Here is a 13390-nt window from a genome sequence, read left to right on the forward strand (position 1 = left end):
GGGAGTCAGGCACTTGTCGCATCACAGGTTCGTCCTGCTCCGAGGCCTGCTCGTGATGGCCATCGGCCTGGCGGCCAGCCTCGCCCTGGTCCCGGTCGCCCCGCGCGCCGACGCCGCGGTCATCCGCGACTTCACCAAGCTCTACTCCGCGCAGATCAACGGCAGCATCCAGATCACCGGCAACACCCTGCTGAGCTGCACCACGACGGTGGCCAACTGCCCGGCGGCGCGGGCCGGCACGGTCGCGCTGGGCAACAACGACTTCGTCATGTCCCGCGTCGACGCCGACGCCGACTCCTCCACCACGTCGAGCTCCTCGGCCGACGTCACGCTCCCGGCAGGCTCGACCGTGGCTCGGGCCTACCTGTTCTGGGGCGCCAACACCGCCCCCACCGGCACCGCCAGCACCATCCGGTTCCGCACGCCCGCCGGCGGCTACCAGACCCTGACCTCCGACGGCCGCGACTCCACGGCCACCGACTACAGCGCCTACAAGGACGTCACCTCCCTGCTGCGAGCCGGCGGGAGTGGCACCTACTGGGGTGCCGACATCCCGCTCGCAGCCGGCGCCACCGGGCAGTACGCCGGCTGGAGCCTGGTCATCGCGATCGCCGATCCGAACGCGCCGCTGCGCGACCTGTCGATCTTCTCCGGTTACGCCACGGTCGGCGTCAACAACCCCGCCTCCGCCTCGATCTCCGGCTTCCTGACCCCGCCGACCGGGACCGTGGTCTCCAAGGTCGGCGTGGTGATGTACGAGGGCGACCTCCAGTACGCCGGCGACCAGTTCCTCGTGAACGGCGTCGCGCAGTCCGACGGCAGCGCCGGGTCCACGACCAACTTCGCCAACAGTCGCGTCGCCGCCGACGGCACGCTGCTCACCAATCGCGGCCCGGCCTATGCCAACTCGATGGGCGTCGACGCCAAGACGTTCAGCACCACCTCCATCCCGAACAACGCCACCTCGGCGACCTTGCAGTTCAACAGCACCAACGACGTCTACTACCCGGCCGCGCTGACCACCCAGGTCGATCTCTACGCGCCGACGATCAACGGGCAGAAGACGGCCACCAACCTCACCCGCAGCGGCACCGCGCAGGTCGGCGACCTGCTCGAGTACACGATGTCGTTCACCAACACCGGAGACGACAACGCCACCAATGCGGTGGCCCGCGACGTCCTTCCTGCCGGCGTCCAGTACGTCCCCGGCTCGATCCAGGTGACGGCCGGACCCAACGCCGGCGCCAAGACCGACGCCACCGGCGACGACGTCGCGGAGTACCTGGCCGCGAGCCGGACCGTGCGGGTGCGGCTCGGCACCGGCGCCAACGCGACCACCGGGGGGACCCTGGCGAAGAACGTGACCTCGACGGTGAAGTTCCGCGCGACCCTCGTCGACGCCTCGGCCGGGACCTCGGTCGACAACGTCGCCCAGCTCGACTACCGCGCCCCCCAGATCGGACGGGACTACACCTACAGCTCGGCCACCAACTCCACGCCGGTGACCGCACGCGCGGACCTCGCGATCACCAAGACCGCCTCGCCGACCGCCGCCGTCGCCGGGTCGCCGTTGACCTACACGCTCACCGTGACCAACAACGGCGAGAACACCGCGGCCAACGCGACGGTGAGCGACACTCTGCCGTCCGGACTCACCCTCACCTCGGCGACGCCGTCGAGCGGCACCTGCACCGGCACCAGCACGGTCACCTGCACCCTGGGCGACATCCCCAGTGGCGCGACCCGCACCATCACCCTGCTCACCCAGGTCCAGGGCGGGTTCGGCGGCTCCTCGCTGACCAACGTCGCCTCGGTCTCCTCCGACGTCGGCGACCCCGTGCCCGGCAACAACACCGCCTCGGTCTCCACCCCGGTCTCCCGCGCGGCCGACGTGCGGGTCACCAAGACGGTCTCGCCCGCCGCCCCGGCGCCCGGCCAGGACGTCACGTACACCGTCGAGGTCACCAACGACGGTCCGTCGAACGCCGCCGCCGTCAACCTCGCCGACACCCTTCCGGGAGCATTCCTCACAACCCCGGCGCCCACGGCGACGATCACCGGAACGAGCGGCGCGACCTGCACCGTCGCCGGTCGCGCGGTCAGCTGCGGCATCGGCACCCTCACCCCAGGCCAGACCGCGACGGTGACGATCCTCGCCCGGCTCGGATCGGGCTACGCCGGTGGCGCGGTGTCCAACACCGCCACGGCCAGCACCTCCACGACGGATCCGAACCCCGCCAACAACTCCTCCACCGCGACGTTCACGCCGGGAGCCGCACAGGCCGACCTGGCGGTCACCAAGACCACGACGACCAGCCCCGTGGTGCCCGGCGCACCGGTGCAGTACCAGATCACGGTGACCAACAACGGCCCATCGGATGCTCCCGGCGTCACCGTCACCGACGCGCCACCCGGCGCGCTGAGCGGCCTGACCGCCACGCCGTCGCAGGGCACCTGCGCCACGGCGACGTCGTGTGCGCTCGGCACGCTCACGCCGGGCAGCTCGGCGACGATCACCGTCAACGGCCTCGTCGCCGCCGGCGCCACCGGCAGCCTCACCAACAGCGCGACCGCGACCAGCGGCGCCACCGACCCGACGCCGGGCAACAACACCGCGAGCACCACCGACATCCTGCAGCCGCGGGCCGACGTCGCGATCACCAAGACCGCGGGCCCGGCGGTCACCGGCGCGAACGTCAACTACACGGTCACCGTCACCAACAACGGCCCCTCGACGGCCCAGGGCGTGCAGGTCACCGACCCGATCCCGGCCCCGCTCAGCTTCGTCTCGATCAGCTCCTCGCAGGGCACCTGCACCGGCGGCACGAACGCCCAGTGCAGCCTAGGCTCCCTCGCACCGGGTGCCAGTGCGACCGTCACGATCGTGGCCCGCACGCCGTCCGACGGCAGCGGCAACGGCGCGGTGAACACCGCGACGGTGAGCACCTCGACCACCGACCCCACGCCGGGCAACAACTCCGCGAGCCACACCCTCACCACCGGTGCCCAGGCCAACGTGAGCCTCAGCAAGTCCGCGGCGCCCGCGCAGCTGGTGGCGGGCGGACCGGTCACCTTCACCCTCACCGCGCACAACGACGGACCCTCGAACGCCAACGGCGTCTCGATCACCGACACTCTCCCGGACAACGTCGCGATCGGCACACTGCCGGCGGGCTGCACCCGCGCGGGGCAGACCGTCACCTGCACCCGCGCCACCCTCGCCGCCGGAGCCGACTTCACCGTGCAGATCCCCGGCACCCTCGCCGCGACGACGCCGGCGGGCACGCTCACCAACACCGCCACCGTCGGCGCCACCGGTCCGGTCGACCCCTCGCCGTCGGACAACACCGCGACCAGCACCAGCCCCGTGGTGACCCGCGCCGACCTCTCCCTCACCAAGACCGGGCCGGCTCGCGTGGTTGCGGGCGACGTCGTCGAGTACACGCTGAGCGTGACCAACGCCGGGCAGTCCGAGGCTCGTGACGTGATGATCACCGACCAGCTGCCGGCCGGCACCGCATTCGTCTCCAGCCCCGACTGCGCGCTCCAGAGCGGCAGCACCACCACGGCCGAGTGCTCGCTGGGCACCCTCGCGCCGGGCGCGACCCGCACCACGACGCTTCGGGTGCGGGTGCCCGCCGGCCAGGCGGACAGCTCGAGCGTCACCAACTCCGCGCAGGTCTCCTCCAGCACCACCGACCCCACGCCGGGCAACAACACCGCGAGCGCGAGCACCGCGATCGACACGCGCACCGACCTGGCCGTCACCAAGCGGGTCCAGCCGAGCCCGCTGCTGGCCGGCCAGCGCGCCGTCTACACCGTCACCGTGACCAACAACGGGCCCTCCGACGCCCGCGGGATCACCGTGACCGACACCCTGCCGACGGGCGTGAGCCTGGTCGACGCCAGCACCCCGGCCGGCTCGTGCAGCGGCACCACCACGGTCACCTGCCAGCGGCCGCTCCTGGCCGCGGGCGACACGTGGACCATCACGATCCGGGTCGCGGTCGGCGCCGACACCACCACCGCGCAGGTGAACCGGGTCGTCGTCTCGAGCAGCACCACCGAGACCGCGCCCGGCGACAACTCCTTCGACCTGACCAGCCCGGTCACCTCGGCGGCCGACCTCGCCGTCGTCAAGACCGTGCAGCCGAATCCGGTGGCGCCGGGACGCCAGGTCAGCTACGGCCTGACCGTGGTCAACAACGGTCCGGCGACCGCCACCGGCACCACTCTCACCGATCCGCTGCCCGCCGGACTCAGTGGCGCCACGGTCACCCTCGCACCGGCCTCCGCGGGCACGTGCACGATCACCGGCGGTGCGCTCGACTGTGCGCTGGGGGCCGTGGCTCCGGGCACGCCGATCACCGCGACCGTCACCGCCCTCCTCGACGCCGGCTACACCGGCACCGACCTGGTCAACACCGCCACGGTCGCAAGCAACGTCTCCGATCCCACCCCCGGCAACAACTCCAGCACCGCGACCGCCGCCGTCGTGGCCGAGTCCGACGTCGCCGTGGTCAAGCGCGCCGACACCGCGACCGTCGTCGCGGGCGAGGCGTTCCAGTACACCCTCGAGGCCGCCAACGGCGGCCCGTCGGTGGCCCGCGGAGTGGTGGTGACCGACGACGTCCCGGCAGCGCTCACCATCCTCTCGGCCACGGTCGGCGGCACCGCCTGCTCGGTCACCGGCCAGCAGATCTCCTGCCCGGTCGGCACCCTCGCGCCCGGAGCCTCGGCGCTGGTCGTCGTGCGGGTCCGGCCCGCGGCCGACCTCACCGCGACCTCCATCGAGAACACCGGGCGCGTCACCTCCACGACCGACGACCCGAACTCCGCCAACAACGCCGACACGCTCACCCTCCCCGTGACGGCCGCGGCCGACGTCCGCGTCACCAAGACCCGCACCGTGCCCGCGTCCGGCCCGGTCGTGCCGGGCGAGCGGGTCACCTGGACGGTCACGGTGTCCAACCCGACCGGGCCCAGCGCCGCCCGCGGCGTCACGCTCGACGACCCGGTCGACCCCAGCCTCACCGGCGTGACCGCCACCGGGGCGGGTGGGGGCTGCTCGGTCGCCGCGACGAACCGCGTGACGTGCACCATCGGTCGTCTCGACGTCGGCGACTCGGTGACCGTCACCATCTCCGGCATCGTCCCGGCAGATCGCACCACGGCCCTGAGCAACACCGCCACCGCGAGCGCCACCACCGCCGATCCGGCGGGCGGCAACAACTCCGCGACCGTCACCGACCCGGTCACCGCCCGGGCGGCGGTGTCGATCGCCAAGCAGCGGACCTCGGGTCCGGTCGTCCCCGGCCAAGACGTCACCTGGCAGATCACCGTCACCAACGCCGGGCCGTCGATCGCGCGCGCCGTGACGATCACCGACGACGTCGCCGACGCGCTCACCGGCGTCACCGCCACCGTGAGCGGCGCTCCCGGCGCCACCTGCTCGGTGGGTTCGGGGAACCTGGTGTCCTGCGCGCTCGGCGACCTCCCCGCCGGCACCGCCACAGTGACGGTCAGCGGCACCGTGCCGGCCGGATTCACCGGCTCCCTCGACAACACCGCGACCGTGGCCTCCCCCACCGACACCACGCCGGGTGACAACTCCGCGACCTCCAGCGGCACCGCCCAGCCCAGCGCCGACCTGGCGATCACCAAGACGCGGACCTCGGGTCCGGTCGTCCCCGGCCAGGACGTCACCTGGCAGATCACCGTCACCAACGGCGGCCCCTCGGTGGCCACCGGCGTGGTGGTCACCGACGACGTGATCGACGCGCTCACCGGCGTCACCGCGACCGCCACGGCCGGCACCTGCACGGTCACCAACGGCGGGGCGAACCCCAACCTGGTGCGCTGCGACCTCGGCGACGTCGCCCCCGGGGCCAGCATCACTCTGACCGTCAGCGGCCGGGTCCCCGCCGACTACACCGGCGCGGTCGGCAACACCGCGTCCGTGTCGGCCACGACGCCGGACCCGGTCGCGGCCAACAACACCGCCACGGTCGGCGGCACCGCGCAGCCCGCCGCCGATGTCTCGATCACCAAGACCCGCACCAGCGGACCGATCGTGCCCGGCTCCGACGTGGCATGGAGCATCACCGTCTCCAACGCCGGCCCGAGCTCGGCCACCGGCGTCACCGTGTCCGACGACCTCCTCGACGCGCTCACCGGCGTCACCGTGAACGCACCCGGCAGCGCGAGCTGCGCCGTCGGGGCCGGCAACACCGTGGCGTGCACGCTGCCCGACCTCGCACCCGGCCAGTCGGTGTCGCTGACCGTGCGTGGCGCTCTTCCGGCCGGCTACACCGGCAGCGTCGACAACACCGCCACCGTCTCTTCGCCGACCGACACCACGCCGGGCAACAACACCGCCACCTCCACCGGCACCGCCGCGCCCGCGGCCGACGTCTCGATCACCAAGACCCGCACCAGCGGGCCGATCGTGCCCGGACGTGCGGTCACGTGGTCGGTCGTCGTCACGAACGCCGGCCCTTCGGTGGCTCGCAATGTCGTCGTCTCGGACGATCTGGTCGACGCCCTCACCGGCGTGAGCGCCTCGGCGTCGGGCGGCACGACCTGTGACGTCGCCGGCGGAAACCAGGTCACCTGCACCGTCGGCGACCTCGCCCCCGGCGCCAGCGTGACGATCACCGTGACCGGCTCGCTTCCGGCCGGCTATACCGGCAGCGTCGACAACACCGCCACCGTCTCCTCGCCGACCGACTCCACGCCGGGCAACAACACCGCGACCTCCACCGGCACCGCCGCGCCTGCGGCCGACGTCTCGATCACCAAGACCCGCACCAGCGGGCCGGTGGTGCCGGGACAGCCCGTGACCTGGTCGGTCGTGGTCACGAACTCAGGTCCCTCGACCGCACGGGGCGTGACCGTCTCCGACGACGTGATCGACGCCCTCACCGGCGTGAGCGCCTCGGCGTCGGGCGGCGCGACCTGCACCGTCGGCACCGGCAACCAGATCGACTGCGACCTCGGCGACGTCGCTCCAGGCGGCTCGGTCACCATCACCGTCACCGGGTCGCTGCCGGCCGGCTACACCGGCAGTGTCGACAACACCGCCACCGTCTCCTCGCCGACCGACTCCACGCCGGGCAACAACACCGCGACCTCCACCGGCACCGCCGCGCCCGCGGCCGACGTCTCGATCACCAAGACCCGCACCAGCGGGCCTGTCGTCCCCGGCCAGGACGTGACCTGGTCGGTCGTGGTCACCAACTCAGGTCCCTCGACCGCACGTGCCGTGACCGTCTCCGACGACGTCATCGACGCCCTCACCGGCGTGAGCGCCTCGGCGGCGGGCGGCGCGACCTGCACCGTCGGCACCGGCAACCAGGTCACCTGCACCGTCGGCGACCTCGCCCCCGGCGCCACCGTGACCATCACCGTGACCGGCTCGCTCCCCGCTGGCTACACCGGCAGCGTCGACAACACCGCCACCGTCACCTCGCCGACCGACACGACCCCCGGCAACAACACCGCGACCTCCACCGGCACCGCCGCGCCCGCGGCCGACGTCTCGATCACCAAGACCCGCACCAGCGGGCCTGTCGTCCCCGGCCAGGACGTGACCTGGTCGGTCGTGGTCACCAACTCAGGTCCCTCGACCGCACGTGCCGTGACCGTCTCCGACGACGTCATCGACGCCCTCACCGGCGTGAGCGCCTCGGCGGCGGGCGGCGCGACCTGCACCGTCGGCACCGGCAACCAGGTCACCTGCACCGTCGGCGACCTCGCCCCCGGCGCCACCGTGACCATCACCGTGACCGGCTCGCTCCCCGCTGGCTACACCGGCAGCGTCGACAACACCGCCACCGTCACCTCGCCGACCGACACGACCCCCGGCAACAACACCGCGACCTCCACCGGCACCGCCCAGCCGCAAGCCGACGTGTCGATCACCAAGACCCGTACGTCGGGCCCGGTCGTCCCGGGCCAGCCGGTCACGTGGCGGGTCACCGTCGTCAATGACGGCCCCTCCGTCGCCCGCGCCGTCACCGTCGCCGACGACGCGATCGACGCCCTCACCGGCCTCACCGCCACCGCCACCGGCGGCACGACCTGCACCGTCGCCGCCGGCAACCAGGTCACCTGCACCATCGGCGACCTCGCCCCCGGCAGCTCGACCACGATCACGATCACCGGGTCGCTCCCGGCCGGCTACACCGGCGCGCTGGACAACACCGCCACGGTCACGTCGCCCACCGACACCACCCCCGACAACAACTCGGCCACCTCCACCGGCACCGCCCAGCCCCACGCCGACGTCTCGATCACCAAGACCCGCACCAGCGGCACACCGATCCCGGGGCGCCCGATCAGCTGGGACATCGTCGTCACCAACTCCGGCCCGTCCGTGGCGCGCGACGTCACCGTCGCCGACGACGCGGTCGACGCCCTCACCGGACTCACCGCCACCGCGACCGTCGGCACGACCTGCGACGTCGCCGCCGGCAACCAGGTCACCTGCACCATCGGCGACCTCGCCCCCGGCAGCTCGACCACGATCACGATCACCGGGTCGCTCCCGGCCGGCTACACCGGCACGCTGGACAACACCGCCACCGTCACCTCGCCCACCGACACCACGCCCGACAACAACACCGCCACCTCCACCGGGACCGCCCAGCCGCAGGCCGACGTCACGGTCGCCAAGACCCGCACGTCGGGCCCGGTCGTGGCGGGCCAGCCGGTGTCCTGGCAGGTCACCGTGACGAACAACGGGCCGTCGGTCGCCCGTCAGGTGACCATCTCCGACGCCGTCGAGCCGGCCCTCACGGGTGTGACCGCCACCCTGGCCGGGGCGCCCGCCGGAGCCGCCTGCACTGTCGCAGCGGACAACCAGGTGGCCTGCAGCCTCGGCGACCTCCCCGCCACCGAGCCGGGGCGCACGGTGGTCCTCACCCTCACCGCCGACGTGCCCGCCGGCTTCACCGGGACCCTGGACAACACCGCGACCATCGCCTCACCCACCGACACCACGCCGTCCAACAACACCGCCACCTCTCCCGGCGACGTCGACTCGATCGCCGACCTCTCGATCGTCAAGGCCCGGGTGTCTGGACCCGCGATCCCGGGGCGTTCGATCGAGTGGACCCTCACCGTCGACAACGCCGGACCCTCGAACGCGACCCAGGTCGTCGTCGACGACGACGTGCTCGACGCCTTCACCGGCGTCACCGCGACCACCACAACGCCCGGTGTCGCGTGCACCGTCGCCGCGGGCAACCAGGTGTCCTGCGATCTCGGCACCGTGACGCCCAGCCAGGCGCCCGTGGTGATCACCGTGCGGGCGATGATCCCGGCCGGCTACACCGGGAGCGTCGCCAACACCGCGACCGTCGACTCGAACCCGGCCGACGGAAATCCCACCGACAACACCTCGACTGCGGGCGGCACCGCCGGCCCCGAGGCCGACGTCTCGATCGCCAAGACCCGCACCAGCGGCCCCGTCGTGCCCGGCCAGGACGTGTCGTGGTCGGTCGTGGTGGCCAACGGCGGCCCGTCGACAGCTCGTGACGTCACCGTCGCCGACGACGTGATCGACGCGCTCACCGGCGTCACCGCGACCGCCACCGGCGGCGCGACCTGCACCATCGCCGCCGGCAACCAGATCACCTGCGACCTCGGCGACCTCGCCCCCGGCGACACGGTGACCATCACGGTCACCGGCACGGTTCCGGCCGGCTTCACCGGCGCCGCCGACAACACCGCCACCGTGTCCTCGCCGACCGACACCACGCCCGGCAACAACTCCGCGACGTCGAGCGGCACCGCGCAGCCCGAGGCCGACGTCTCGATCGCCAAGACCCGCACCAGCGGGCCGGTCGTCCCCGGCCGCGACGTCACCTGGCGGATCACCGTCGCCAACGACGGCCCGTCGGTGGCCCGCGACGTCACCGTCGCCGACGACGTCATCGATGCCCTCACCGGAGTCACCGCGACCTCGCCGGGCGCGACCTGCACCGTCGCCGCGGGCAACCAGATCGCCTGCGACCTCGGTCAACTGGCACCGGGAGACTCGGTGACCATCACCGTGACCGGGTCGGTTCCGGCCGGGTACACGGGCACGGCCGACAACACCGCGACGGTGTCGTCTCCCACCGACTCCACGCCCGACGACAACTCGGCCACCTCGACCGGCACCGCGCAGCCCGAGGCGGACGTCTCGATCGCCAAGACCCGCACCAGCGGGACGCCGATCCCCGGCATGCCGATCGGCTGGCAGATCCAGGTCTCCAACGCCGGCCCGTCCGTCGCGCGGAACGTGACCGTCGCCGACGACGCGATCGACGCCCTCACCGGCGTCACCGCGACCGCGACCGGCGGCGCGACCTGCACGGTCGGGTCGGGCAACCAGATCGACTGCGACCTCGGTGACCTCGCCCCCGGCTCGACGGTCACGATCACCGTGTCCGGGTCCATCCCCGCCGGCTTCACCGGCGCGGTCGGCAACACCGCCACGGTGAGCTCGCCGACCGACACCACGCCCGACAACAACTCCGCCACCTCGGGCGGCACCGCCCAGCCCGAGGCCGACGTCTCGATCGCCAAGACCCGCACCAGCGGACCGATCGTCCCGGGCCAGGACGTCACCTGGTCGATCGTGGCCTCCAACAGTGGCCCCTCGGTGGCTCGCGACGTCACCGTCGCCGACGACGTGGTCGACGCCCTCACCGGCGTCACCGCCACCGCGACCGGCGGCACGACCTGCACGATCGGTTCGGGCAACCAGATCACCTGCGACCTCGGCGACCTCGCCCCCGGCAGCACGGTGACCATCACGATCACCGGCTCGGTGCCGGCCGGCTTCACCGGCGCCCTCGACAACACCGCCACCGTGTCGTCTCCCACCGACTCCACCCCGGGCAACAACACCGCGACCTCCACCGGCAGCGCGCTGCCCGAGGCCGACGTCTCGATCGCCAAGACCCGGACGAGCGGCCCGGTCGTCCCGGGCCAGGACGTCACGTGGCGGATCACCGTGACCAACGACGGGCCGTCGGTGGCGCGCGACGTCGCCGTCGCCGACGACGTGGTCGACGCGCTCACCGGCGTCACCGCGACCGCGACCGGCGGTACGACCTGCACCGTCGCCGCCGGCAACCAGATCGCCTGCGACCTCGGCGACCTCGCCCCCGGCAGCACGGTGACCATCACGATCACCGGCTCGGTCCCTGCCGGAATCACCGGCGCCCTCGACAACACCGCCACCGTCTCGTCTCCCACCGACACGACCCCCGGCAACAACTCCGCCACCTCCAGCGGCACCGCCCAGCCGGACGCCGACGTGTCGATCACCAAGACCCGCACCAGCGGTGCCCCGACCCCCGGCCGACCGATCGGCTGGGACGTCGTCGTCACCAACTCCGGCCCGTCGGTGGCCCGCGACGTCACCGTCGCCGACGACGTGATCGACGCACTCACCGGCGTCACCGCCACCGCGACCGGCGGCGCGACCTGCACCGTCGCCACCGAAAACCAGGTCACCTGCGACCTCGGCGACCTCGCCCCCGGATCGTCGATCACGGTCACGATCTCCGGCGAGCTCCCCGCCGGCTACACCGGGACCGTCGACAACACCGCCACGGTGAGCTCACCGACCGACACCACGCCCGGCAACAACACCGCGACGTCCACCGGCTCCGCCCAGCCGCAGGCCGACGTGTCGATCGCCAAGGTCCGCACCAGCGGACCCGTGGTGGCCGGCCAGGACGTGACCTGGCGGATCACGGTCGAGAACACCGGACCCTCCACGGCCCAGGGGGTCACGGTCGCCGACGACGTGAACGACGCGCTCACCGGCGTCACCGCCACCGCGACCGGCGGCGCGACCTGCACCGTCGGCGCCGGAAACCAGGTCGACTGCGACCTCGGCGACCTCGCTCCCGGCAGCACGGTGTCCATCACCGTGACCGGCTCCGTGCCTGCGGACTTCACCGGCGCCCTCGACAACACCGCCACCGTCGACTCCCCCACCGACAGCACGCCCGGCAACAACGAGGCGACCTCCGCCGGCACCGGCGGCAGCCGCGTCGACCTGGCGATCACCAAGACGCTCGACCGCGAGGCGGTGCCGGGGCAGGCGGTCTCGTGGACCCTCGAGGTCGGCAACGACGGTCCGTCGGTCGCCCACGACGTCGTGGTGAGCGACCAGGTCCCGGCGACCGTCGGCGACGTCACCGCCACCGGTCCGACCGGCGTCACCTGCACGGTCGTCTCCGGGCTCGTCACCTGCACGCTCGACGAGATCGCGCCGGGCGCGACGGTCTCGATCCAGGTGGGCGGGCTGCTCGGCACCGACGTCCGCGGCGACCTCGTCAACGCAGCCGAGGTCACCTCGAGTGACATCGAGACCGCCCCGGGCGACAACTCCGCGACCTCGACCGAGCCGGTCGGGCCGCGGGCCGACCTCGGCCTCACCAAGACCGTCGACCCGCAGGCGCCGCTGGCCGGCGGGCCGGTCACCTTCACCCTCACCGTGACCAACGCCGGCCCGTCGACGTCGACGGGCGCGGTGGTGACCGATCCACTGGCGAGCCAGATCCGCGACCCGCGGGTCAGTGCGACACCCGGCACCGACTGCTCCCTCGGCTCGGACCGAGTGGTCACCTGCGCCGTGGCCGACCTGGCACCGGGTGCGACGGCGGTGATCACCGTGCGCGGCACCATCGCCCCCGGCACGACAGGGCCGCTGACCAACACGGCCTCGGTGGCCCCGGGCGCCGAGATCGACCCGGACCCGGCCGACAACGAGGCCACCATCGTCAGCGACGACGTCCAGGGCGCCGACGTCCAGATCGTCAAGGACGCCTCGAAGGCGGAGGTCACCGCGGGCGACCGGCTCGACTACCAGCTGAGCGTCACCAACGCCGGCCCGGCCGTGGCCCGCGACATGGTCGTCACCGACGAGCTTCCCGACGGTCTCACCGCCGAGCGCGCGACCGTGCCCGGCGCAGGCCGCTCCTGCTCGATCACCGCGGGCGGGGGGCTGGTGACCTGCGAACTCGGCGACCTGGCCGCGGACGCCGAGGTGACGATCACGCTGAGCGTCGCCGTGGCCGACGACGCACGCGGACGCATCGTCAACGGCGCCGAGGTCTCTTCGTCCACAGCAGATCCGACGGCCGACAACAACGACGACTCCGTCGCCGTCGACGTCGAGCCGGCCACGAGCCCGGGATGCCCGGACTGCCCCGGCCCCGGCCCTGATGGTCCCGACCACCCCGGCGGCCCAGACCTGCCCGACACCGGCGCCGACGCCTCCCTCACCCCCTTGGCGCTTACCGGCCTGTTCGCCCTCCTCCTGGGCGGCTGGCTCCTGCTGCGCTCGCGTCGCCGCCGGTCCTGACGCGTTCCGGCGTTGGGC

Annotated in this window: 1 protein-coding gene; it reads left to right on the forward strand. The window is 73.0% G+C overall.

Annotated features, from left to right (window positions below; translation table 11 throughout):
* Positions 1-13: 13 nt before the first annotated feature.
* Positions 14-13372, forward strand: coding sequence for a CLIPPER-2 domain-containing protein (locus WMR31_RS03290; RefSeq protein ID WP_340537338.1), 13359 nt, complete (start codon positions 14-16; stop codon positions 13370-13372).
* Positions 13373-13390: the final 18 nt, after the last annotated feature.

Origin of the sequence: Nocardioides epinepheli (genome assembly GCF_037936805.1) — a bacterium.
Classification (GTDB): Bacteria; Actinomycetota; Actinomycetes; order Propionibacteriales; family Nocardioidaceae; genus Nocardioides.